The sequence below is a fragment of the Abyssibacter profundi genome (assembly GCF_003151135.1).
Classification (GTDB): Bacteria; Pseudomonadota; Gammaproteobacteria; order Nevskiales; family OUC007; genus Abyssibacter; species Abyssibacter profundi.
The window spans coordinates 29,448-53,395 of the sequence record NZ_QEQK01000009.1 but is presented as its reverse complement, the minus strand read 5'-3'; the positions used below and the strand labels follow the sequence as shown (position 1 = coordinate 53,395).

26 protein-coding genes are annotated in these 23,948 nt (G+C 64.0%); 23 read left to right on the top strand and 3 right to left on the bottom strand.

Going from position 1 to position 23,948, the window contains the following annotated elements; translation table 11 throughout:
* Positions 1-37 precede the first annotated feature (37 nt).
* The 5 genes from yajC to DEH80_RS11055 all read left to right on the top strand — a co-directional run bounded on the left by yajC (position 38) and on the right by DEH80_RS11055 (position 5,218).
* On the top strand, positions 38-367 hold the full coding sequence (yajC, locus tag DEH80_RS11075) for a preprotein translocase subunit YajC (RefSeq protein WP_109720564.1): 330 nt from the start codon (positions 38-40) through the stop codon (positions 365-367).
* Positions 367-2,223 carry a protein translocase subunit SecD gene (gene secD, locus DEH80_RS11070; protein WP_109720563.1) on the top strand — a complete coding sequence of 619 codons (1,857 nt, stop codon included), beginning with the start codon at positions 367-369 and terminating at the stop codon, positions 2,221-2,223. The genes yajC and secD overlap by 1 nt, the downstream gene beginning before the upstream one ends.
* A 3-nt stretch (positions 2,224-2,226) precedes the next feature.
* Positions 2,227-3,168, top strand: coding sequence for a protein translocase subunit SecF (secF, locus tag DEH80_RS11065; protein WP_109720562.1), 942 nt, complete (start codon positions 2,227-2,229; stop codon positions 3,166-3,168).
* Between the two features lie 148 nt (positions 3,169-3,316).
* The gene (locus DEH80_RS11060; protein ID WP_109720561.1) at positions 3,317-4,456 is read left to right on the top strand and encodes an acyl-CoA dehydrogenase family protein; all 1,140 of its coding nucleotides are present in this window, start codon (positions 3,317-3,319) and stop codon (positions 4,454-4,456) included.
* A gap of 75 nt (positions 4,457-4,531) precedes the next feature.
* Entirely contained in the window at positions 4,532-5,218 is a 687-nt protein-coding gene (locus tag DEH80_RS11055; RefSeq protein ID WP_109720560.1) for a hypothetical protein, read from the top strand.
* A gap of 33 nt (positions 5,219-5,251) precedes the next feature.
* On the opposite strand, the gene DEH80_RS11050 is transcribed toward DEH80_RS11055, so the two are convergent.
* A complete protein-coding gene (locus tag DEH80_RS11050; RefSeq protein ID WP_109720559.1) occupies positions 5,252-6,040 on the bottom strand; it encodes an inositol monophosphatase family protein in 789 nt (262 codons plus the stop codon).
* 66 nt (positions 6,041-6,106) lie between these two features.
* Between DEH80_RS11050 and DEH80_RS11045 the strand changes: the two genes are divergently transcribed.
* On the top strand, positions 6,107-6,838 hold the full coding sequence (locus DEH80_RS11045; RefSeq protein WP_109720558.1) for an RNA methyltransferase: 732 nt from the start codon (positions 6,107-6,109) through the stop codon (positions 6,836-6,838).
* Positions 6,839-6,862: 24 nt separating this feature from the next.
* On the opposite strand, the gene DEH80_RS11040 is transcribed toward DEH80_RS11045, so the two are convergent.
* The gene (locus DEH80_RS11040) at positions 6,863-7,225 is read right to left on the bottom strand and encodes a hypothetical protein (RefSeq protein ID WP_165831427.1); all 363 of its coding nucleotides are present in this window, start codon (positions 7,223-7,225) and stop codon (positions 6,863-6,865) included.
* On the opposite strand from DEH80_RS11040, the gene cysE reads away from it, so the two are divergent.
* From cysE to DEH80_RS10955, 17 genes are all read left to right on the top strand, one after another.
* A complete protein-coding gene (gene cysE, locus DEH80_RS11035; RefSeq protein ID WP_109720556.1) occupies positions 7,167-8,027 on the top strand; it encodes a serine O-acetyltransferase in 861 nt (286 codons plus the stop codon). The genes DEH80_RS11040 and cysE overlap by 59 nt on opposite strands.
* The gene (locus DEH80_RS11030; RefSeq protein ID WP_109720555.1) at positions 8,024-8,464 is read left to right on the top strand and encodes an Rrf2 family transcriptional regulator; all 441 of its coding nucleotides are present in this window, start codon (positions 8,024-8,026) and stop codon (positions 8,462-8,464) included. The genes cysE and DEH80_RS11030 overlap by 4 nt, the downstream gene beginning before the upstream one ends.
* Before the next feature lie 2 nt (positions 8,465-8,466).
* Positions 8,467-9,624, top strand: a complete 1,158-nt coding sequence (locus DEH80_RS11025) for a cysteine desulfurase family protein (RefSeq protein ID WP_109720554.1) — start codon at positions 8,467-8,469, stop codon at positions 9,622-9,624.
* Positions 9,621-10,775: a cysteine desulfurase family protein gene (locus DEH80_RS11020; RefSeq protein WP_109720553.1), complete on the top strand. Its 1,155-nt coding sequence runs from the start codon at positions 9,621-9,623 to the stop codon at positions 10,773-10,775. Before DEH80_RS11025 ends, DEH80_RS11020 begins: the two co-directional genes overlap by 4 nt.
* A complete protein-coding gene (locus tag DEH80_RS11015) occupies positions 10,775-11,161 on the top strand; it encodes an iron-sulfur cluster assembly scaffold protein (RefSeq protein WP_165831430.1) in 387 nt (128 codons plus the stop codon). The genes DEH80_RS11020 and DEH80_RS11015 overlap by 1 nt, the downstream gene beginning before the upstream one ends.
* The gene (locus DEH80_RS11010) at positions 11,158-11,499 is read left to right on the top strand and encodes a HesB/IscA family protein (protein WP_109720551.1); all 342 of its coding nucleotides are present in this window, start codon (positions 11,158-11,160) and stop codon (positions 11,497-11,499) included. The genes DEH80_RS11015 and DEH80_RS11010 overlap by 4 nt, the downstream gene beginning before the upstream one ends.
* Positions 11,500-11,653: 154 nt before the next feature.
* Complete coding sequence (ndk, locus tag DEH80_RS11005) at positions 11,654-12,085, top strand: nucleoside-diphosphate kinase (RefSeq protein ID WP_109720550.1); 432 nt, start codon at positions 11,654-11,656, stop codon at positions 12,083-12,085.
* Between the two features lie 4 nt (positions 12,086-12,089).
* Positions 12,090-13,199, top strand: a complete 1,110-nt coding sequence (gene rlmN / locus DEH80_RS11000; RefSeq protein WP_109720549.1) for a dual-specificity RNA methyltransferase RlmN — start codon at positions 12,090-12,092, stop codon at positions 13,197-13,199.
* A complete protein-coding gene (gene pilW, locus DEH80_RS10995; protein ID WP_109720548.1) occupies positions 13,196-13,963 on the top strand; it encodes a type IV pilus biogenesis/stability protein PilW in 768 nt (255 codons plus the stop codon). Before rlmN ends, pilW begins: the two co-directional genes overlap by 4 nt.
* Positions 13,956-14,876: a RodZ domain-containing protein gene (locus DEH80_RS10990; RefSeq protein WP_109720547.1), complete on the top strand. Its 921-nt coding sequence runs from the start codon at positions 13,956-13,958 to the stop codon at positions 14,874-14,876. Before pilW ends, DEH80_RS10990 begins: the two co-directional genes overlap by 8 nt.
* Before the next feature lie 41 nt (positions 14,877-14,917).
* Positions 14,918-16,006, top strand: a complete 1,089-nt coding sequence (ispG, locus tag DEH80_RS10985) for a flavodoxin-dependent (E)-4-hydroxy-3-methylbut-2-enyl-diphosphate synthase (RefSeq protein WP_438938291.1) — start codon at positions 14,918-14,920, stop codon at positions 16,004-16,006.
* A complete protein-coding gene (gene hisS / locus DEH80_RS10980; protein WP_109720545.1) occupies positions 16,000-17,283 on the top strand; it encodes a histidine--tRNA ligase in 1,284 nt (427 codons plus the stop codon). Before ispG ends, hisS begins: the two co-directional genes overlap by 7 nt.
* 24 nt (positions 17,284-17,307) lie before the next feature.
* Positions 17,308-17,961, top strand: coding sequence for a YfgM family protein (locus tag DEH80_RS10975; protein WP_109720544.1), 654 nt, complete (start codon positions 17,308-17,310; stop codon positions 17,959-17,961).
* The gene (bamB, locus tag DEH80_RS10970) at positions 17,961-19,106 is read left to right on the top strand and encodes an outer membrane protein assembly factor BamB (protein WP_109720543.1); all 1,146 of its coding nucleotides are present in this window, start codon (positions 17,961-17,963) and stop codon (positions 19,104-19,106) included. Before DEH80_RS10975 ends, bamB begins: the two co-directional genes overlap by 1 nt.
* Positions 19,107-19,129: 23 nt before the next feature.
* Complete coding sequence (gene der / locus DEH80_RS10965; RefSeq protein ID WP_109720542.1) at positions 19,130-20,557, top strand: ribosome biogenesis GTPase Der; 1,428 nt, start codon at positions 19,130-19,132, stop codon at positions 20,555-20,557.
* Between the two features lie 460 nt (positions 20,558-21,017).
* Complete coding sequence (locus DEH80_RS10960; RefSeq protein WP_109720541.1) at positions 21,018-21,536, top strand: EF-hand domain-containing protein; 519 nt, start codon at positions 21,018-21,020, stop codon at positions 21,534-21,536.
* A gap of 146 nt (positions 21,537-21,682) precedes the next feature.
* Complete coding sequence (locus DEH80_RS10955; protein ID WP_133249213.1) at positions 21,683-22,591, top strand: hypothetical protein; 909 nt, start codon at positions 21,683-21,685, stop codon at positions 22,589-22,591.
* Here the strand turns inward: DEH80_RS10955 and xseA are convergent.
* Complete coding sequence (gene xseA, locus DEH80_RS10950) at positions 22,588-23,943, bottom strand: exodeoxyribonuclease VII large subunit (RefSeq protein ID WP_109720539.1); 1,356 nt, start codon at positions 23,941-23,943, stop codon at positions 22,588-22,590. The genes DEH80_RS10955 and xseA overlap by 4 nt on opposite strands.
* Positions 23,944-23,948 lie beyond the last annotated feature (5 nt).

Sequence of the window (23,948 nt, the reverse complement as noted above, 5' to 3'; positions counted from 1 at the left end):
CTACGCCGCCTTTCGTCTCCCCAAAGAACTCGGAAACATGGATTTTCTGATCTCCACGGCTCACGCCCAGCAAGCCGGCGCTGCCGCGCCGAACCCCATCGTTCAGCTCCTGCCTTTGATCGGCCTGATCGTCCTGTTCTATTTCATGCTGATCCGGCCGCAGATGAAGCGGAACAAGGAACACAAGCAGCTGATCGCCAGCCTGTCCAAGGGTGATGAGGTGATCACCGCTGGCGGTTTGACCGGCTCGGTCACCGATCTGGGTGATGAATACGTCAAGCTGCAGATTGCGGACGGTGTGGTGATTACCGTTCAGCGTCAGTCCGTATCCAGTGTCCTGCCCAAGGGCTCGCTGAAGTCGATCTGATGAATCAGAACTCCTTGTGGCGATGGCTGGTGTTGCTGGCCGTTGTGGCCGTGGGCGTGATCTACGCACTGCCCAATGTTTTTGGCGAAGATCCGGCGATTCAGATTTCTGCTGATTCCGGCGAAGCCGTGGACGCGCAGTTCGTCTCGCGCGTGGAAGCGATTCTGGAACGCGCCGAGATCGCGCCCAAGCAGGTCGATGTCGTCGATGGCCAGCTGCTCGCACGCATGCCGGATGATGCCAGCCAGCTGGAAGCCGCTGAGGCGCTGCGTGAGGTCCTCGGCCGCGACTATGTCGTGGCTTTGAGCCTGGCGCCGCGGACACCGGGCTGGCTGGTGGGCCTGGGCGCCGAGCCCATGTCGCTGGGTCTGGATCTGCGCGGCGGCGTGCACTTCCTGTTGGAAGTCGATGCCCAGTCGGTGCGCGAGACGGCCATGGAGCGGTATCTCCAGGAAATTCCCGCCTTTCTGCGAGCGCGTGAACTGCGATACACCTCGCGCAAGGTGGACGATGGCCAGCTGATCATCAGCCTGCGTGACCAGCAGACGCTGCAGGCCGCACAAGCGGCGTTGACGCAGGAGTTCAACGAACTGACGGTGAGCGAGGCGCCGAGCCGCGCAGACACGCTGGCGATCGCCCTGACCGAAGAGGAAGAGCAGCGGATTCTCGATTTTGCGGTCAAGCAAAACCTCACCACGCTGCGCAGCCGCGTCAACCAGCTGGGCGTGGCCGAGCCTGTGGTGCAGCGTCAGGGTGCGGCGCGCATCTTGGTGCAGCTGCCCGGCGTGCAGGACACGACGCGCATCAAGGATTTGCTGGGGGCCACCGCCACGCTGGAGTACCGCGCGGTCTCGCTGGAAGGCGATGCCGAGCGCGCGGCACGCACGGGCATTGCCCCGGCAGGCACGCAGCTGTTCTTTGAACGTGGGACCGGTCGTCCCTACCTGCTCAAGCGCAAGATCATCGCCACCGGTAACCAGCTGGTCGATGCAGCGGCCACGGTCGACAGCGAAACGGCCAGCCCGGCGGTGTCGGTGACGCTGGATGGACGCGCCGCCAAGCGCATGTTCGAGTTCACGGAGAAGAACGTCGGCAACCCGATGGCGGTGCTCTACAAAGAGACCATCATCACGACCACGTATGACGACGAGGGCAATCCGGAATTCGAGCGCGAAAAGATCGAGGAGATCATTTCGGTCGCGACGATCCGCGGTGTCTTCGGCAAGCGGTTCCAAACCACCGGTCTGACCAGCAAAGAGGCGCATGATCTGGCGCTGCTGCTGCGGGCCGGTGCACTGGCGGCGCCGATCGCCATTGTCGAGGAACGCACCATCGGGCCGAGCCTGGGTCAGGACAATGTCGAACAGGGGCGCAATGCCACCTTGCTCGGCTTCGCCCTGGTCGTGCTGTTCATGGCAGTTTGGTACAAGGCGTTCGGTCTGATCGCCAATGCCGCGCTGCTGCTGAACGTGGTCATGATTGTCGCGGTCCTGTCCATGCTGCAGGCCACGCTCACCCTGCCGGGCATTGCCGGCATGCTGCTGACGGTGGGCATGGCGGTGGACGCCAACGTGTTGATCTTTCAGCGGATTCGTGAAGAGCTCAAGGCGGGTGCCAAGCCGCAGGAAGCCATTGCCGGAGGCTACGACAAGGCCTTTTCGACAATTGCCGACGCCAATATCACCACGCTAATCGCGGCCGTCGTGCTGTTCATTTTTGGTACCGGCCCGGTGAAAGGTTTCGCCGTGACCCTGTCCATTGGCATCGTCAGCTCGATGTTTACCGCCATTTTCGGAACCCGCGTGCTGGTCAATGCCTGTTTCGGCGGCCGTCGCCTCTCCAAGCTACCGATTTAAGCCATGAAATTTTTCAGCCAAACGCCGAACTTCAACTTCATGGCCCAGCGCAAGATTGCGCTGGCGATTTCCCTGGTCTTGCTGGTGGCCTCCGTGGCCTCGCTGGCCACACGCAGTCTGAACTTCGGTATTGATTTCACCGGCGGCGTGATTGTCGAGGTGGGGTATCCGGAAGCCGTTGACCTGAACATTGTCCGGGCGCAACTGGCCGACGCCGAGTTCGGTGACGCGACGGTGCAGTACTTCGGTGCACGTAACGACGTGATGATCCGCCTCGCTCCACGGGCCGAGGAGAGCAACGCCGATCTGTCCACCCAGGTCTTGCGGGCGCTGCAGGCCGATGAACTGGCACCTGAGTTGCGACGGGTCGAGTTCGTCGGCCCGCAGGTGGGCGAAGAGTTGACCATTGATGGGTCGCTGGCGACGATCATCGCGCTCATCCTGATTTTTGCGTACGTCTGGTTTCGCTTCCATTGGAAGTTCTCCGCGGGCGCGGTCGCGGCGCTGGGTCACGACGTGATCATCACGCTGGGGTTTTTCTCCTTCTTACATCTGGAGTTCGACCTCACGGTGCTGGCGGCGGTGCTGGCCGTCATCGGTTACTCGCTGAACGACACCATCGTGGTGTTCGACCGTTGCCGAGAGAATTTCCAGCGGGCGAGTTCCGGTGACGCCAAGGCCACAATTAACCGCTCCGTGAACGAGAACCTTTCCCGGACGCTGGTGACCAGCATGACCACGCTGCTCGCCCTCATCGCGCTGCGGCTGATCGGTGGCGAGGCCATGGCGGGTTTCTCCACCGCGCTGATCGTGGGTGTGATTGTGGGGACTTACTCCTCGGTGTACGTGGCCAGCCCAGTGTCCATCGCACTGCGCGTCAGCCGGGATGATGTGCTGCCGCCGGCCGATGACGATGACCGGCCAGCCGATGGAGCCGTGGTTTAGGGGGGGCAAGTCCGGTCACCCTAGCCCGGCGATGCGAGCCGATGCGTCTTCGTGACCATCGGCTCGCGTTCGTTTTGGGGGCATGGTCGAATACGTGGTCTGACCAAGATCGGCCGAGCCGTGCCGACGAGACCGACGAGGAGACCCTATGCCCATGTACTGGGAGACCGAGGAGCACGGTCGCTTTCGCGACCAGGTGCGCCGCTTCACCGAGCAGGCGGTCATGCCGCATTTGGACGGCTGGGAGGCCGAGGGCCGCTTGCCGGTATCGCTGCATCAGCAGGCGGCGGAAGCAGGCATTCTGCAAATCGGCTTCCCGGAAGCCTACGGCGGCATCGAGGTGCCCGACGGATTCTACGAGCTCATCGTCATCGAGGAGCTTTGCCGGGCGGGCTCGGGCGGATTAATCGCCTCGTTGCTGTCCCTGGGCATTGGCTTGCCGCCGATCGTCGCGCTCGGGAGCGAAGCGCTAAAGGCGCGGGTGCTGCCACCGGTGCTTCGCGGGGATGCGGTATCGGCGCTGGCCATTACCGAACCCGGGGGCGGGTCGGATGTCGCCAATCTGCAGACACGTGCTCGCCTGCAGGACGACCACTACGTACTCGACGGCAGCAAGACATTCATCACCAGCGGCATGCGCGCCGACTGGTTGACCGTTGCAGCCCGCACCGGACCGGCTGGCATGCAGGGAATTACCCTGTTTGCGGTACCCGGTGACGCGCCGGGGCTGGACCGCAGCGCGCTCGATAAGATGGGTTGGCGCTGCTCCGACACCGCGACGCTGTACTTCCAGAACTGTCGGGTGCCTGCCGACTGTGTCATCGGGCAGGTCAATGCCGGTTTTCTCGGGATTATGCGCAACTTCAACAACGAACGACTCGCACTGGCTGCCCAGGCCGTGGGGCTGGCCCAATGTGCGTACGACGAGGCCCTGGGCTGGGCTCGGGAGCGGGAAACGTTCGGCAAGCCGCTGATCCAACGCCAGGTGATCCGCCACCGTTTGGTGGACATGCTCACCGCCATTCGCGCCCAACGGGCCTGCCTCTACGAATTGGCTTGGCGCTGTGGTCAGGGCGAGGCGCCGATTGCCGAACTGTGCATGCTCAAAAATGGCGCCACCTCGATGCTCGAACAGGTGGCTGGCGAGGCGGTGCAGATTCTTGGTGGCTCCGGTTATCTCACGGGCTGCCGCTCCGAGCGTATTTTCCGCGAGACCAAAGTGCTGTCCATCGGCGGCGGGGCCAGCGAGGTCATGAAGGACCTTGCTGCGCGACAACTCGGCTTGTAGCCGCCTGCGGCTGCGGGCGTTATCCTAAACGAACGTTCGGCGGAGACCGGACTCATCCTGCGTCAGGGAGACCCCATGCGAACCACCATGATTTCCGTGCTCGGCTTGGCCGCGGCCGGCCTTGCCACTCAGCCTGCAGCGGCTGACGAAACCTCCATCGTTTACACCAGTTTGGGTGTCAGCCATGCCCAGCTTGATTACGAAACCTCCGGCTCCGGGCTGGATCAGCCAGAGGCCGTCAACCTCACGGGCGACGCCGATGCCGTGACCTATGACCTGTCGATGGCCGTGCGCCGGGCGGGTCCTCTGGAGGCCTTGTTTCTGGCGGCGCGCTACAGCGATGGCGAGTACGACAACGACACCGCAGTCACCGCGACGCGGATCGGACTGGGCAAATACTTCATCGGTGAAGGCGGGGAGGGGCGACTCTCCTTCAACGGCCGGCTGAACTACGAGGAATACACGTTCGGCGACAATGAGCAGATCACCCAGGACGGCTATTCGCTGATCGGGCAGCTGCGCGGCTACATCGACCAGTACTGGGAAGTCGGCCTGGGGGCGGGCTGGGTCGACCTGGGCGAGCCGCAGGGTTTTCGTGTGACGCTGAGCACCGCCATTGAATTGCCCTATCAGTTCTTCCTGACGGCTGAGTGGGAAACCCAGTCGCTGAATCAGGACTTTGATCGTCGGACCAGTGACGACGTGCAGCAGGACCAGACCAACCTGCGTGTCGGGCTGCGTAAGGACTTCAATTTGTTTTAGCCAACGCCGCGTAGGCGTTGGCCAGGGTGCTGGCTAGCGCTTGCGCAGGTGGCGCATGATCTTGCCGCCCAGCGCCTCATAGACCTTGGGGTTGCCGGCGACGATGTTGCCGGTGTTCATGGGGTCGCCGCGGCCGGCCATGTCGCCGACCATGCCGCCGGCTTCGCGCACCAGCACAATTCCGGCCGCCATGTCCCAGGGCTTGAGTCCCTGTTCCCAGAAGCCATCCAGCCGTCCGGCCGCCACAAAGGCCAGGTCCAGCGCGGCTGCGCCGGCGCGGCGCACGCCTGCCGTATTGGCCATCACGTCCTTGAACAGGGCGACATAGGCATCGATGTCCTGGTCGTCGCGGAACGGGAAGCCCGTGCCGAGCAGGGCACCGTCCAGGCTGCTGGCCCGGCTCACGCGAATGCGTCGACCGTCCAGGCTGGCCCCTGCGCCACGGCTGGCGGTGTACAGCTCCTGGGTATAGGGGTTGTAGACCACCCCATGCTCCAATTTGCCGCGAACCTCAATGCCGATGGACACCGCGAACTGTGGAAAGCCGTGCAGAAAGTTGGTCGTGCCATCCAGCGGATCGATGATCCACCGAACCTCGTCGGAACCCGAGGCACCGCTTTCCTCACCCAGAATCGCGTGATTCGGGTTGGCGCGATGAATATGTTCGATAATGCGCGCCTCTGCGGAGCGGTCGACCTCGGTAACAAAGTCGTTGCGTTGCTTGGTCTGTACACGCAATTCATCGACGCGATCATAGTGACGCATGATTAGATTGCCGGCCGAACGGGCCGCGCCAACTGCAATATTGACTAGTGGATGCATCGTAGTGACTTGTAAAGAGCGGGGATTAGGGGCGCGAGGCCGCGCGAGATTAGCACGGGAGTTGCCATGCGTGACCTGAGTTCGATTCGAGTGGTGCTGGTTGGCACTACCGACTCCGGCAACATTGGCGCGGCTGCACGCGCGATGAAGACCATGGGTTTGAGTGATTTGGCCCTGGTGGCACCCCGTGAGTTCCCTAGCGCCAAGGCCACGGCGCGGGCGTCGGGCGCCACCGATGTGTTGGCGCAGGCGATGGTGGTCGAGCGCGTGGAAGACGCCATTGCCGATCGCAATCTGGTCATGGGCGCCAGTGCGCGACTGCGGGCGATTACGGTGCCGGCCGACACGCCACGCGAAGCAGCCGAGCGCATCGCGACGCTGCCGGACGATACCCGTGCCGCCGTGCTATTCGGTCGCGAAAAAACGGGGCTCACCAACGCGGAACTGGATCTTTGTCAGCGCTTGATTCACGTCCCGGCGAACCCCGAATACAGCTCGCTGAATCTGGCGATGTCGGTACAGGTGATGGCCTATGAACTGCGTCAATGCCTGCTCGCGCCCCGCATTGATCTGGCGGAGGGCGCTGCGCCCGCGACGCAGGCGGCCATGGATGGGTTCTTCGAGCATTTGGAACGTGCGTTGACGCATGTGCGCTACCTGGATCCCGACAACCCGCGCCAGCTGATGCGGCGCATGCGTCGGTTGTTCCACCGCGCGCAGCCGGATGGCGATGAGGTGAATCTGCTCCGGGGTGTACTGACCAAGATCGAGCGCTGTACGCCGCCAGACCGGGGGTAGACCGCCACGGGCGCCGGGACGCGGCTAGGGCGAGTCGTCCGCACCTTGCAGCTTGTCCAGGGCTTCGGCCCAGCGGCGTTGATGGTCCGGGTGCGTGGCCTGAATGCCTTCGCCCTTGAGCCCCAGTGCCTCCAGCGCCTCGTCGGTACGCGTTGGCGTTTCGGTGGCCTGCGTGTCGAGTTCCGGCAGTGTCTTGCCGATTTCACGAATACGGCGCTCGGCTTCGTAAAGCGGATTGGCCCGCTCGTAGATCGTGATCGGTTCGAGTTCCAGCAGGTCGGCATCTTCGCTGGCCAGGGCCCCGACGCCGGGTAGCAAAGCGCCCACCATGCACAGGGCCAGCTTGCGGCGTATAATTCTGAGTAATTCAGTCGGAATAACTGCCATGTTCCAACGCCTGCGCGAAGACATTCGTATCGTGTTCGACCGCGACCCGGCGGCCCGTCACGCCCTGGAGGTGCTGACAGCCTACCCCGGTCTGCATGCCATCTGGGCGCACCGTATTGCGCATTGGTGCTGGACCCACGGGCTGAAGTGGCTGGCGCGGTTACTGTCGCATCTCAGTCGCTGGTTCACGGGCATCGAAATTCACCCCGGTGCGCAAATTGGTCGTCGGCTGTTTATCGATCATGGCATGGGCATCGTCATCGGTGAGACGGCCGTGGTCGGTGACGACTGCACGCTCTATCACGGCGTCACTCTCGGCGGTACGTCCTGGTCGCCGGGTAAACGGCATCCGACGCTCGCGAACAATGTGGTTATCGGCGCGGGCGCCAAGGTGTTGGGGCCGCTGGCAGTGGGTGATGGTGCGCGCATCGGCTCCAATGCGGTGGTGGTGGCCGACGTGCCCTCGGGCGCCACGGTGGTTGGCATTCCCGGTCGGGTGGTGACCAAGCGGCAGGCGCCGACACGTGAGATGGTCGCCATGGCCGAGAAGATGGGCTTCGATGCCTACGGCATGACACGCGACATGCCCGACCCGGTGTCCAAGGCCATTGGCTCCATGCTGCACCACATTCACGTCCAGGACAGTCGGATCGAGCAGCTTTGCAAGGCGCTGCGCGAACATGTCGACGCCCAGGATCTGCCGCGACTCGACGTGCCGGAATTCGCGCGTGATGAGGCGGAGCAGGCGGCCGAGTCGATTGTGCGCGAGTCCGCGGAGCGGGCCGCGCATAAACCGTCATGAAGCTCACCACGCGCGGACGCTACGCCGTTATGGCCATGGTCGACCTTGCCGAGCATGCCGACGAAGATCCCGTTTGTATCGGCGATATCGCCGAGCGGCAAAACCTCTCCGTGGCGTATCTGGAGCAGCTGTTCGCCCCGCTTCGGCGAGCGGGCTTGGTTACCGCCCGCCGCGGTCGTTGTGGCGGCTACGCGCTGGCTCGTGGTGCGCAGGACATCTCCGTCGCCGAGGTGCTGGCCGCATTGGATGAAAACCTCGATGCCACCCGCTGCGGCGGCGAGGCGGCCTGCACGGGCGGTTCGGACCGCTGCCGCACGCACGGGCTTTGGACGGCGCTGTCGGATCACATGCAGCAGTTTGTTGCCGGTGTTTCTCTGGCGGACGTGGTCGCCGGTCGCCTCGAGACGCGCGAATCCGTTGTCACGTTTGCAGCCTGACCATGACGCTTTATTTCGATCACAACGCCACCACTCCACTGGATCCTCGCGTACTCGAGGCCATGCTGCCCACCTTCGAGGCGCGCTACGCCAATGCCTCCAGCCTGCATCGCAGCGGCCGCAACGCCCGAGACGTGGTCGAGCGGGCGCGGGCGCAGGTCGCTGCGCTGATTGGCGCGCGCGCAGACAGCCTCATCTTCACGACGGGGGGCACGGAGTCCAACAACCTGGCGTTGCGAGGCGTCATGTCGGCGCGGCCGGGAAAAACCTTGCTCATCGGTGCGACCGAACATCCCGCGGTCCTGGAGTGCGCAGAAGCGTTAGTGCGGGAGGGGGGCGCAATGGAGCAGATTCCGGTGGATCGCCAAGGCGTGCACGACCTGGACTGGCTGTCGGCCCGGCTGGCGCGCGGAGATGTGGCCCTGGTGTCGGTGATGGTTGCGAACAACGAGACGGGTGTCATCAGTGACTTGTCCGCCATCGCCGAAGCCGTTCACGCCCACGGTGCCTGGCTGCACTGCGACGCCGTGCAGGCGGCGGGCAAGCATCCGCTGGACTGGGCCGCCAGCGGTGCGGATCTGATGTCGTTGTCCTCGCACAAGCTTTACGGACCCAAGGGTGTCGGGGCGCTCGTGGTCGCGGACCATGTGGTCTTGCACCGGCAAATGCATGGCGGCGGGCAGGAGGCCGGTTTACGCGGTGGGACCGAGAATGTCCCGGCGATCGCCGGATTCGGTGCGGCCGCCCAACTGGCGCGGGAAGAGTTGTCCGCGCGCATGGCCCATTTGCAGGCGCTGCGCGAGCAGCTGGAGGCGGGCCTTGACGCTATGCCAGGTGTCCAGCGGTTTGCGGCTGCCGCGCCACGGCTTTGCAATACCACCCAGTTCCGGTTGAGTGGGTTCGATGGCGAATCGCTGTTGATGGCCCTGGATCAGGCCGGCTGCGCGGTGTCCTCCGGGTCTGCCTGCGCCAGCGGCCGGGGCGAGCCCAGCCATGTGCTGCTGGCAATGGGGATCGATCCGGAGGTGGCGAAGGGGGCGATTCGGGTCAGCCTGGGTCGGGACAATCAGCCTGATGACGTCGAGCGCTTGCTCCAGGCGTTGCAGCGCCTGAACCCAGCCAGCTCCCGGCTCATGCGCTCGGTGGGCGCGTCCGCGTGAACCCGCTGTACTTCGATCACGCGGCGACCACGCCTGTCGATCCGGTCGTGGCTGAGACCATGCTGGCCGCGTTGCGCTTGGCCAATCCAGCGTCGCCGCATGCCGCCGGGCGGGAGGCGGCGAGCCAGGTCGAGGCCGCGCGGGCCCGGGTTGCGGCGCGGGTCGGTGCTCGGCCTGAAGAGCTGACCTGGACCAGCGGGGCGACCGAGGCAGATAACTTGGCGATTCTGGGCAGTCAGTCACTGGATGATCCCGGTCACATCGTCTGTGCACGCACGGAGCACAAGGCTGTGCTGGACCCGGTGCGGCAGCTGGAGCGGGCCGGTTGGCGGGTGAGTTGGCTCAAGCCCGGTGCCGATGCGGTGGTGGATGCGGCAACGGTGCTCGATGCCGTGCGGCCAGATACCCGGCTGGTGACGGTCATGCACGTGAACAATGAGACCGGGGCCGTGCAGGACATCGGTCGCATCGGTCAGGCACTGGCTGATCATCCGGCCGTGTTTCATGTTGATGCGGCGCAGTCGCTGGCCTGGTTGCCGATTGATGTCCAGGCCATGGGCATCGATTTGCTGGCGCTGTCTGCTCACAAGTGTCACGGCCCCGCCGGCGTGGGCGCGCTAGTCCACCGGCGGGGGCGGGCGAGGCTGCGGCCGCTGCTGTTCGGCGGGGGGCAGGAACGTGGACTACGGCCCGGGACCTTGCCCGTCCACCAGCTACTCGGCTTTGCCAAGGCGGTGGAGCGGCTGGATGCCGATCCCGATGCACCCGCCCGGGTCGCCAGCCTGCGAGAGCGCTTGTGGGCTGGGTTAGCGGATGTGGGGGGCGTGCTGCGTAACGGTGACCGGGAGACCTGCGCGCCGCATATTCTCAATGTGACGTTGACCGGCGTGCAGGGCGAGAGTCTGGTTTACAGCCTGCCTGACGTGTTGATGTCACAAGGCTCCGCCTGCACTGCGGGCGGCGATGAGGCCTCCTACGTGCTGCGTGCGCTGGGTCGCAGTGATGCCGAGGCGCGCGCGAGCCTGCGGCTGAGCCTGGGACGTGGGACCACTGCCGCCGATGTTGATGCGGTCGGACAGCGGATCTGCGGAGCCGTCCGACGTTTGCGCGGGCTCGCGCCGCTATGCCCCCCCATGCAACGGTCAGCCTGATGGACGGGCTACGTGCACGCTTCGATGCCCTGCGCTGGGCGGCAGATGACCGAATCGCGCATCGGGCCCGGTTTGTTGGGCAGGCCACCACCCCGGCCGGTGATGATCGTGTGGAAATCTGGCTGGCGGTGGTCGACGGGCGCATTGAAACGGCTCGCTTCAGGGCCCATGGTGGACCTGCGGTGCTGTGCGCAGCCGACTGGCTTTGCGAGTATTGCGAGGGTCGGGAGCTGGCGGCAGCGCCGCCTGTCCCAGCCGAGATCATGAAGGCACTGGCGCTGCCGCGTGTGCAGATGCCGGCCGCCTTACTTGCGGTTGACGCGCTGGACGCCGCGCGTCAGCACGCGATGGAACATCAGACGTCCAGGACGGTCAGCAGAGTATGAGCGAAACAGCGAACATCGAAATTACCGAGGCTGCGGCTACCCGGATCCAGGAGCAGCTGGCCAAACGAGGACATGGACTGGGGTTGCGTGTGGGTGTGCGCAGCTCCGGATGCTCCGGTTATGCGTATGCGCTGGATTACGCCGATGCGGTTGAAGCGGACGACGTGACCATCCAGGCGCATGGCGCGACGGTGGTTGTCTCGCGCGAGCATCTGGCCCTGCTGGAAGGGCTGCGGCTTGATTTCCGGCGCGAGGGCTTGAACCAGATGTACCACTTCGAGAACCCCAACGTGGTCGATCACTGCGGTTGCGGCGAAAGCTTTGCCGTTGCCAGTTGACCGCAGGGCGGTGCTGCATTGCCGCAAGCGACGCCGGTCTTTAGAATATATGGGTTAACGCCGTCCTTTGTGACGGCGTTTCTTTCTGAATAGGTCCGGAATCGAACGCGAGTCCGGACCAGCCATCCCCCGAATACTACGCGTAGGAGCACGCATGGCCGTCGAGCAAACCATTTCCATCATCAAGCCGGATGCCGTTGGCAAGAACGTTATCGGTGATATCTACACCCGCTTCGAGCAGGCCGGTCTGCGCATTGTCGCGGCCAAGATGAAGCATCTGTCGCAAGCGGAAGCCGAAGGCTTTTACGCGGTCCACGCCGAGCGCCCGTTCTTTAACGACCTGGTCGACTTCATGACCTCGGGTCCGGTCATGATCCAGGTGCTGGAAGGCGAGAACGCCATCGCCAAGAACCGTGAGCTGATGGGCGCCACCAACCCCAAGGATGCCGACGCCGGCACGATCCGTGCAGATCACGCCGAGTCGATCGACGAGAACGCCGTCCATGGTTCGGACAGCCCTGAAACCGCGGCCGTCGAGATCGCGTACTTCTTCAGCACGACCGAACTCTGCCCGCGCACCCGATAAGGACATGACTTCCACGGCCGCACAACCCGTCAATCTGTTTGGCCTAGACCGCGCGGCCCTGGAAGCGTTTGTCCAATCGCATGGCGAGCCCACCTTTCGGGCTCGCCAGCTCATGCAGTGGCTTTACCAGAAGCGTGTCACGTCCTTCGAGGACATGACCGATGTCAGCAAGAAGTTCCGCGCGAGGCTGCCCCAGATTGCCGATGTGCGCCTGCCGACACTGGAGGCCTCGCAGCTGTCGGCCGATGGCACCCGCAAGTGGGTGTTGCGGCTGGATAGCGGCGGCGCCATCGAAACCGTGTTCATCCCGGAGGCGAACCGGGGCACGTTGTGTATTTCTTCCCAGGTGGGTTGCGCGCTGGACTGTGCCTTTTGTTCGACCGCGCAGCAGGGGCTGCAGCGCAATCTGACAGCTGCCGAGATCGTCAGCCAGGTCTGGTTTGCCATCCGCACATTGGTGGATGAGCTGGGCAATGACCGCCCCATTTCCAACGTCGTGTTCATGGGGATGGGAGAGCCGCTGGCCAATTACCAGCAGGTGATCACCGCGATTCGGCTGCTACAGGACGACCTGGGTTTCGGTCTGTCCAAACGACGGGTGACGGTCAGCACCTCCGGGCTGGTGCCGTTCATGGACCGGCTGGCGGAGGATGTCGATACGGCGCTGGCGGTTTCGTTGCATGCGCCGAACGATGCGCTGCGCAATGAGTTGGTGCCGATCAACCGGAAGTATCCGATTGCAGAACTCATGGCGGCCTGCAAGCGCTACACGCAGCGGGATCGCAAAATGCACATCGTCTATGAGTACGTCATGCTGGATGGCGTCAATGATGGTGATGCCGAGGCAAGGCAGCTTGCGCAACTGCTCAAGCACATGCCGGCCAAAATCAATCTGATTCCGTTCAATCCGTTTCCGGAAACGCGGTTTCGCCGCTCCAGTGCCGAACGAATCGAAGCGTTTGCCCACATTCTTCGCAAGGAGAACCTGTTGGTGACCACCCGCCGGACGCGGGGTGACGACATCGATGCGGCCTGTGGCCAGTTGGTGGGGCGGGTCGCCAGCCGGCAGCAGCGCCGACTGTCTGACATCCCGGTGAGGGTGACGGGCGCATGAGGCAGTTCGCGGGGGGGGTGATTGCACTGCTGTTATTGGCCGGTTGCGTGACGGAATCGCCGCAGGGCCTTTACTCGCAGTCCCAGGCCGATTACACCGAAGCCGCCCGCATCAATACCCAGTTGGGTATCGATTACATGCGCAAGGGTGAATCCGAGCGGGCTTTGTCCAAGCTGCAGCGCGCGCTGGAGCAGGATCCGTCGCTGGCACTGGCCCATTCGTCCATCGCTTTTGTCTATCAGAGCCGGGGCGATGCCGTTTCGGCCGACCGGCATTACCGCAAGGCTTTGGCCTTGCAGCCCAACAGTCCTGACACACAGAACAACTACGGTGTGTTTCTGTGTGGTCAGTCGCGTTACGATGAGGCGCTGGCCGCGTTCGAACGGGCACTTCGTGTAACCGGTTACCGGACACCCGAGGTGGCCATGACGAATGCCGGTGTGTGTGCACGCAAGGCGGGGAACATCGCCCAGGCAGAGCAGTATTTTCGTGGGGCACTTCGAGAAAACGGCACGTTTGCGAGCGCGTTGGCGCAAATCGCCCTGTTGTCCTACGAGCGCGGGGATTACCTGCGGGCTCGCGCATTTTTGCAGCGTTACACGCAGTCGGCGGCGCACAGCCCGCAAACGCTTTGGCTAGGTGTGCGGACCGAGCGGGCCCTGGGGGATCAAGCAGCAGCGCGGCGCTACGCCGATCAGTTGAAGCAGCGGTACCCGGAGTCCGAGGAAACCTACTCATTATTGAGATCTGAACGGAATGGCTGAACAAGAGCCGATGGAGCCGGCTGAGCAACCAAGCAGCTTGCCGCCGAAGCCGGGGGGGCTGCTCAAGGCCGCACGTGAGGCGCGCGGGCTCAGTCTGGATGAGCTGGTCGTGCAGACGAAGCTGCCGCGCTCGATGATCGATGCCATCGAAGGCGACAACTTCGCGCTGTTATCGGAGCCGGTCTACGTTCGCGGCTATTACCGTAAGTACGCACGTGTCGTCGGTGCGGATGAGGCCATGGTCATCGCGGCCTACGAGGCCCATGCCGGTGGCGAGCTGCCGAAGCTGGAAATTCCGGTCCTGCTACAGGACGAGCCGATGCGTGAGCGTCGGCGCTGGCCGCTGATCCTGCTCATCCTGCTTCTGATGTTGGGTGTCATCGGCTTGGCGTGGTGGCTGCTGGCATCGGATGCCGAGACAAGCACGTCGCCGACCAGTAGTCAGGCTGTGCCGCGAGTCAGCGAGCCGGCTATTTCGCGCCAACCGGCGGTGACGCCGCCGGCCGGAGAGTCCACAGATGCTGAGCCGGAGGCACCGACGGCAGGGGCCCGGTCCAGCAGCAGTGCGGGTGGGCCGCGACGCTTGGCGCTGGAAACGCGTATCGCGTCGACCCCGCAGCCTGTGGAGCCTGCAGCGGCCGCCGAGCCTGAAGCTGAGCCAGAACCAGAGCCGGAGCCACCGTTGGTGCTGCGTTTCCGCGAGGCGTCCTGGGTTCGCGTCGAAGATGGGTCCGGCCGTCGCGTGCTCAATGGCCTGGTCCAGGGTGGTGAGCTGCGCGAGATCGACGAACAGGGCCCTTATGCGGTCTTTCTCGGCTACGCGCCGGGTGTCGAGGTGCGCTACCAGGGTGAGCCCGTCGACGTCTCCGCCTACGTGCGCGGGAACAACACCGCCCGGTTCACGGTCGAGTAGCCAGCGCGCTCAGAACGAGCGCAGCCCACCGAGTTTCTCTCATGGCAATGCAGAGCAAGCACAGAATCACGCGACGCGTATCGCGCCAGATCCATGTTGGCGATGTGCCTGTGGGCGGCGATGCGCCGATCTCCGTGCAGAGCATGACGAATACCGAGACCGAGGATGTCGATGCCACGGTTGAGCAAATCCAACGTATTCAGAAGGCCGGGGCCGACATCGTGCGCGTCTCCGTGCCCACGCTGAAGGCGGCGGAGGCGTTCAAGGAGATCCGGCAGCAGGTTGAGGTTCCGCTGGTTGCCGATATCCATTTCAACTGGAAAGTGGCGATTGCCAGCGCAGCCAACGGCGCCGACTGCCTGCGGATCAATCCCGGCAACATCGGTGGTGAGCATCGTGTGCGCGAGGTGGTGGCCTGTGCCCGTGAGCACCAGATTCCGATTCGGATCGGTGTGAATGCCGGTTCGCTGGAGCGTGAGCTCCAGGAGAAGTACGGCGAGCCCAACTCCGATGCGTTGGTCGAGTCGGCCATGCGGCATATCGACATTCTCGAGCGTCACGACTTTCCCGATTTCAAGGTCAGCCTGAAGGCGTCCGAGATCTTCATGACAGTCGAGGCCTACCGCAAGCTGGCCGACCGCATCGAACAGCCGTTGCACCTGGGTATCACCGAGGCCGGCGGCGTACGATCCGGGGCTGTGAAATCCGCCATCGGGCTCGGGATGCTGCTGGCCGACGGCATCGGTGACACCGTGCGTGTGTCGCTGGCAGCGGATCCGGTCGAAGAGGTGAAAGTGGCCTGGGACATGCTCAAGTCGCTGCATCTGCGGACCCGGGGCATCAACCTGGTGGCCTGTCCGTCTTGTTCACGTCAGAACTTCGACGTCATCAAGACCGTCAATGAGCTGGAGTCCCGATTGGACGACATCGATGCGCCGTTGGACCTCGCGGTCATCGGCTGCGTGGTGAACGGCCCGGGTGAAGCGCGGGAGGCCCAGGTCGGTGTCACCGGCGGCAAGCCGAACAGCATCTTTATCGACGGCTCCATCCAACACAAAACCAATAACGAGGATCTGGTGGACACGCTGGAAAAGCTGGTCCGCCAGAAACTGACCGAAACCGCATCGTGAGTATTCAAGCCATCCGTGGCATGCCGGACGTGTTGCCGGATGCCTGTAACCTGCGCGCGCAGTTATTGCGTGCCGCCAGCGAGATCATCGAGAGCTACGGCTTCCGCGAGATCAGCCTGCCCTTGTTGGAGAAGACCGAGCTGTTCGCTCGCTCTATCGGCGAGGTGACCGATATCGTCGAGAAGGAGATGTATACCTTCGACGACCGCAACGGTGAGTCCATGACGCTGCGGCCCGAAGCCACGGCCGGTGTGGTCCGTGCGGTGGTCCAGCATTCACTGGCTCACGGTGGCGCCCAGAAGCTGTGGCTGGCCGGGCCGATGTTCCGCTATGAACGTCCGCAGAAGGGACGCTATCGTCAGTTCAATCAGATCAACGTCGAGGCCTTTGGTCTGGCGGGCCCGGACATCGATGTTGAACTGATCGCCATCGGCGCCCGGCTGTGGAAGCGTCTGGGCGTGTCGCATGCACTCACCCTGGAACTGAACTCGCTGGGTGACGGCGAGGGCCGACAACGGCATCGGGCGGCGTTGGTGGAGTATCTGCGCGGTCATGCGGATGTGCTGGATGCGGATGCCACCCGGCGTCTTGAGTCCAATCCGCTGCGGGTGCTGGATTCCAAGAACCCTGACATGCAGGCCATGTTGGCCGGCGCCCCGCAGTTGCCGGATTTCTGGGATGCCGAGTCGCGCGAGCACTTCGAGACGCTGACGGCCCGTCTGGATGCCCTGGGGATCGCGTGGACGTTGAATCCCCGACTGGTGCGCGGACTCGATTACTATTCGCGCACGGTGTTCGAGTGGACGACCACGGAGCTGGGTGCCCAGAACGCCGTTTGTTCCGGTGGTCGCTATGACGGACTGGTGGAGCAGATTGGTGGTAAACCGACACCGGCCGTGGGCTTTGCCATCGGCGTCGAGCGCCTGGTTGCCTTGATGGAGGCGGCGGGTGCGGCGCCAGAGCCCGTGGCGGATGTGTTCCTGGCGGCGCTAGGCGGCGCAGCCGAGGCCCAGGCACCGGTGTTGGCCGAACAGCTGCGCGATGCGCTGCCAGGCCTGCGCCTGCTGGTCAACGCCGGCGGGGGCAGCTTCAAAGCCCAGCTCAAACGCGCAGATCGTAGCGGTGCGCAGTTCGCGCTGGTGCTGGGTGATGCCGAGGTCGAAAGTGGGACCGTCCAGGTCAAGCCGCTTCGGGTTCGTGAGGATCAACAGGCGGTGGCGCAAGCGGCGCTGGCCGACTTCATTCGCAAGCAGTGGTCGGCAGCGCCGGCGAGCTGAGCGAGACAGAGAACGGGAAGACACGTGGAACAGAGAACAGACGAAGAACAAGTCCAGCGCCTGCGCGAATGGGTGGGCGAGTACTGGAAGCCGGTCGTCGGCGGTGTGGTGGTCGGCTTGGCCGCCGTGTTGGGCTGGCAGGGCTGGGGCAGCCACCAGGAGCAGCAAGCCCGTGCGGCTTCGGGGCAGTTTGATGCTGTGACCGAGGCAGTCGAGTCCGGCGATCTTGATGCCGCGGCAGCGGGCGTCGACGCGCTGACCAGTGACTACAAGGGCACGCTGTATGCCTCGCTGGCCAATCTGACGCTGGCCAAGGCCTATGCGGATGTCGAACGCTATCAGGAAGCCGCCGACGCCTTGTCCTGGGTGGCCAACTACGGCCAGGACGCCCCGACACGCGCGCTGGCCACTCTGCGGCTGGCTCGGGTGCAATGGGCCGAGGGTGATGCCGATGCTGCGCTGGCCACCTTGACCTCGTCGGAGCCGCCGGAGTCCTTCCAGGCGGCCTATCTCGAACTCCAGGGGGACTTGCAGTCCGCCAAAGGTGAGTCGGCGGCGGCGCGCCAGGCCTATGCGGACGCACTGGCCGCCATGGATGTGAACGCTCCGACGCGCGCGGCCGTGGATCGCAAGCTGGCTGAGCTCGGTGGCCCGGCACAGGATGAGCAGGCCTCGTGATGCGTTCTGTCCTGATTCTGGCCCTGCTGGCAAGCCTGGCCGCCTGTTCTGGTAACAAGGTGGTGAACAAGCCGGCGGAACTCACAGCTGTTGAGCGCGCTGAACTGCAGTTCGAGCGGGTCTGGAGCAAGCGTGTCGGTGCCGGCACCGCAGGCAAGTTTGCTGCACTTGCGCCGCTCATCGTGGACACGCGGGTTTTCGCGGCTGATGCCAAAGGGCGCGTACGGGCCTTCGACACGGGCGCCGGTGCGACCCTGTGGACGCAGGATACCGAATACCGTTTTGTCGCCGGTCCCGGAATGGGCGCGGATCAGATTCTGCTGGGCACGCTTGATGGTGAGGTCGTGGCGTTGGACGCCGTCACCGGCGAACAGCGCTGGCGGGCAATGGTCGATGCCGAGGTGCTCGCTGCGCCGGTGCAAGACCGTAACCGTGTGATCGCAAGAACAGTGGATGGTCGCGTCGTGGGCCTGGATGCGGACACCGGGGACGCCGAATGGGAGTTTACCCGGACCGCGCCGGCACTGACGCTGCGCGGACTGTCCAACCCGGTGCTGCGCGGTTCCAGCGTAATCGTCGGCCTGGACACCGGTCATGTCGTGTCCTTGGACACGCGCACCGGTGAAGTCGAATGGGAGCAACTGATTCGCGAGCCGACGGGTCGATCCGAATTGGAGCGCATCGTCGACGTCGACGCCCAGCTGCTCATTGACGATGGTCGTTTGTTCACGGCGAGCTACGGCGGGGAACTGGTCGTGCTGAGCGCGATTACCGGCCGTGAGATCTGGCGACGCAATCTGCGCAGTTACACCGGCATGGCGATTCAGGGTGACCAGCTTTATGTCACCGACGCCGAGGGCAAAGTCTGGGCGCTGGATGTGGTGACGGGCGCGGCGATCTGGGATCAGTCCGAACTGGCTTTTCGCGGCCTGACGCAGCCCGTTTGGTACCGCGGTAACCTCATTGTGGGCGACTACGAAGGCTATCTGCACGCGTTATCGCCAGCCGACGGACGCATCATCGGTCGGACACGGCCGGCCCGCGACGCCATGCTCACGGCGCCGCGTGTGCAGGGCGAGCGCCTCTACGTGCTGGCAAGCGATGGCACCCTGGCCGCCCTGGAAGGCGCGCCGGTGTCGCGCTAAGCCCTTCGACGCAGCCTACCGTCATGTCCACGCCTCCGGCAGAAACCGGCGCGTTGCCGGTGGTCGCCCTGATCGGGCGTCCCAATGTCGGCAAATCGACGCTGTTCAACCAGCTCACCGGCACGCGCGATGCGCTGGTCGCTGATTTTCCGGGGCTGACCCGTGACCGCCAATACGGTATCGGCCGGCTGGAAGAGCAGCGCTTCATCGTGGTCGATACGGGCGGCATCGGGCCGGACCAGGATCCCGACTTCCGTGAGATGACCGAGGCCCAGGCCACGGCCGCGCTGGAAGAGGCGGATGTGGTGGTGTTCCTGGTCGATGCCCGTGCCGGACTGGACCCGGCCGATCAGGAGATTGCCCGGCGTCTGCGCCGCCAAGACACGCCGGTCGTGCTCGTGGTGAACAAGTCCGAAGGGCTGACCAGCATCGAGGCCAATGCGGATTTCTATGCGCTGGGCATGGGCGAGCCGTTACCGATTGCCGCTGCCCACAACCGGGGTATGGCCTCGCTGGGCGAACGCCTGGCGGCGCATGTCCCGGCCATGGAGGCGTTCGAGGCTCCGCCGAGAGACCCGGGCATTCCGCGTATCTGCGTCATCGGTCGGCCGAATGTTGGCAAGTCGACGCTGGTCAACCGGTTGATCGGTGAGGACCGTGTCGTTGCAGCCGATGCGCCTGGGGCCACACGTGACAGCGTGGAAGTGGCCTTCGAATGGCAGGGCCGTTCGTTCCGGCTCATCGACACCGCAGGCCTGCGGCGTCGTTCCAAGCGAGACGGTATTGCCGAGAAGTTCAGCGGGGTCAAGACACTCCAGGCCATCGAGCAAAGCGACGTGGCGATTGTTGTGGTCGATGCCCGATCCGATATTGGCGCCCAGGATGCCCGGGTGCTGGGTCTGGCCGCGGCAGAAGGGCGGTCGATCATCGTGGCCGTTAACAAGTGGGACAAGCTGGAGGAAGACGTTCGCAAGCAGATTCGCGAAGACCTCGACTACAAGCTGCCCTATCTGGAGTTCGCGCCGGTTCACACGATTTCTGCCCTGCGCGGCTCAGGGCTGGGCGAAATGATGCGCTCGGTGATCCGCGCCTCTGATGCGGCCAATGCCGATCTCAGCACCTCGCGGCTCACCCAGGTGCTGGAGGACGCTGTCCGCGCCCATGCGCCGCCGGCTGTTCACGGGCGCAGGATCAAGCTGCGCTACGCCCATCAGGGAGGGCGCCGGCCGCCGAAGATTGTCATCCACGGCAACCAGACCGCACGGGTGAGTACCGACTACAAGCGGTATTTGTCGAACCGGTTCCGAGAAGCCTTCGACTTGTTTGCCACGCCCGTGGAAATCCTTTTCAAGAGCAGCGACAACCCCTACGAAGGCCGGCGCAATACGCTGACGCCCCGTCAGGAGCGCAAGCGCAAGCGTACGATCAAACGGTTCGGCAAAAAGAAGTAAGCCGGCTCATCGGGCGCGCGGTTGCAATGCCCAGCTGGAATCATCCATCTCCCCTCGCCAGACTTGGGCCGCTCGCACGGCTGCTGCATGACACGATCCGGCCTGGCGACAGGCGCGAAGCGCGTGTACATGCACGCCTGTTGCCCCCGGCCCCATCGATCGAAGCCTCGCCCCGTTTGCGGCCGGCATGCGTCGGCTTGACCCCTGACTCGCCTAAGTCCCCGCCGGCGTGTTGGTGGCTGGGCGAAAGTCGTCCCCAGCCGGCAACACGCATAAGTGACTGATAAATATGAAGATTGACCAGATCAGTCAACTTGCGGCGGGGGTGGGTGTAACCATTAGGAGACAGGGGTGCAATCGTAAGTTATTGAAATTTAAATGAAAAATATTGGCACGCTCGCTGCGACATGTGGTTTGTCAGCTGAAAAGCTGCATTCCACTTCAAATGGAGAGATGAACCATGAAAACGCAGATTGCCTTGATCAGTTCCGCACTGATGGCCAGTGGTGCCGCGCTTGCTGGTTCGGGTTCCGTCGACACGGAAACCTCGTTCGAAACCGAACAGCGCAGCTATGAATCCAGCACCAGCGGCTCGGGCGACATTTCGCGCGATGGTATTTCCACCGAATTGAACCGCGAGGCCGAGTACTCCGGTCCCCGCGGGCAGGCCAGCTCCAGCACCGCGCTGTCGAGCAACCTGAACCTGGGCGACATGGTCAATGCCCCGGACCAGGCCTTTAACCGCATGGACGAAGACAGCGATGGCGTCCTCAGCAAGTTGGAAACCGAGGACACCCCGCTGGCGGATCGTTTCGAACGCGCCGATGCCAACGGCAATGCCCAGCTGTCCAGTGGCGAGTTCGATGAGTTCGTTGCCTCGCTGGGAGACAACATGGGTGATGACTCGGACGCCGGTGACGAAGCCGAAAGCGAGTTCGACGAAGCGGAAGAAGAGGCCGAGGAAGAGTTCGGCGAATAAGCCCTGATCGGGCGGATACCCAGCGCGCTGGCCTTCGGGCCAGCGCGTTTTTTTTGGCTGCAATTGCAGATGGCCGCGGGCCGCAAACCCGGTGTGGGTGGTATTCTCAACCCTTCGTATGCGATGGCAGGTCAAGGAAGGACGCCATGTCGATAGGGCAGATGCGGGGACTCATGGCGGGCATGCTGGCACTTGGGCTGGTTGCCTGTGGGTCGGAGACGACGGATAACGCCACCCAGGCCGATGTCTTGTCGGAAGGGGCCGGGTTTGTTGGATTGGTGGCCACGCTGCTGTCCGATAGCGATGTGGCTGCAGGCAAATCATTGGGCTTTGCAACGGCCAGCGCAGGTCGCAAGACGGCTGTCACCACCCACTGTGATGCCGGCGGCACCGTCAGCCACGATGCGGAGACCGGACGCACCGAGTACAGCCAGTGCGTGACACGATACGTCCAGGGCGACTACGTCCTGACGTCGACTGTTGACGGTGTCGAGATCATTCGCGAGACCGGTTGTCCCGACAGTGGCTGCGAGGCACAGACGCGTTACTACCTGGATCAGTACGGCGAGAACGGTGAGCCACTCACCGCTCAGACTGCCGACAGCGACGGTGAAGACGTGATCTCGACCCTGTTGCTGGACGATCAGTATTCGATCACGGATCTGGCCGACGGCACGGCCTACACCTCGGTGCTGGATGGTGTCGTGACCACCCGGGATCGCGCCCGGGGCGGGCCGGAATTGCGGCTTGTTTATCAGCAGACCCGATTTGCCGAGGTCGAGACCTCCACGGGTTATTCACTGGAGATCGACGGTGCCTTCACGGCCAATGCTGGCGCGATCTCACCGGGCTGCGGCCAGGGCGCGGTCAGCTTCGAAACGACCACTCCCATCCAGTTTGATGCCAGCAATGCCCTGGTTGCGGGGGCATTGAACCTGCTCTTGTCAGACGACCGGGTCGTGCAGGTCCGGGTGGAGCAGGGTGTGTTTGTCCTCGAAAGTGAGGGCGCCAGTCGCCGGTACAGCGTCGACGAATTGCAGCAGCTCTGTAGCTAGTCGCCGTTCGAATCGGTCGATTCCACCCGCGTGGCGACCTGTCCGTCCACCAGGCGCAGGTTGAGCAGGTCGCCCGGCGCCACATGCTTGACCGATCGCAGGATCTGACCCTGGCCATCGCTGGCCACGGCAAATCCGCGATTGAGCACCGCCAAGGGGCTCACGGCTTCGAGTTCTCGGCCCAGTGCCTGCACCCGCAGGCGCTGTCGATCCAGTTGCTGTCGCAGGCTGCGGTCTAGCCCCGTCGCAAGACGCCGGACGGTTTCTTGGGCGTCGCGCAGGCGATGCGCCGGATGTTGCTGGCCGAGTCGGGTCGCGGCGTGATCGACCCGCTGCGAGGCCACGTGCAGCTGGCGGTTGATTTCGCGCTGCAGCCGTTCCGATAAGCCGTCAACGTGTTGGCTGCGCTGCTCCAGCTGCCGGCCGGGGTGCGCCATGGCGACGCGGTGATGCAGGGTCGAAACTTCGCGGCGACTGCTCTGTACCCGGCTTGACAGGCCTCGCTGCAGTCTTGCGCCCAGCTGCCGCAGGCGGGCCAAGTGCTCTTGAAGATCAGGCACGGCCATCTCCGCCGCAGCCGATGGTGTCGGCGCCCGCAGATCCGCGACCAGATCGGCAATCGTCGTGTCCACCTCATGACCCACGCCGCTGATCACCGGCATACGCGCTCCAATGATGGCGCGCGCCACCACCTCTTCGTTGAACGGCCACAGGTCTTCCAGTGAGCCGCCGCCCCGGCTGACTAACAGCAGATCGCAGACGCCGTGGAGATTGGCGCGTTCGATGGCCGCTGCAATGCCCGCCGCTGCCTGATCGCCCTGGACCAGGGTGGGGTAGACCACCACATCGATGAGTGGACAGCGCCGGGCGAGTACGGCCCGGATGTCCCGCAGCGCAGCACCGGTGGCCGAGGTGACGATGCCGATACACCGCGGATGGCTGGGCAGCGCCCGTTTCCGTTCGGGCGCGAACAGGCCCTCCGCCTGGAGCTGACGTTTGAGCGCCTCGAACTGCAGTCGCAGTGCGCCCTCTCCAGCCGCCTCCAGGTGTTCGATGATGAGCTGGTAGTCGCCGCGTGCTTCGTACAACCCCAGGCGCCCGCGGACCAGCACCTGGTCGCCATTGCTCGGTACATCGCGCAACAGCCGGTTGGCATTGCGGAACATGGCGCAACGCAGCTGTGAATCACGGTCCTTTAACGTCAGATACCAGTGCCCGGAACGGGGGATCGACAGATTCGAGATCTCGCCCTGGACCCAGATGCGGCCGAAGCCTTCCTGCAGCAGCAAGCCCACCTCGCGATTGAGCTGACTGACGGTGAAGATGGCACGGGTGTCCGTTGACGGCGTCATATTGA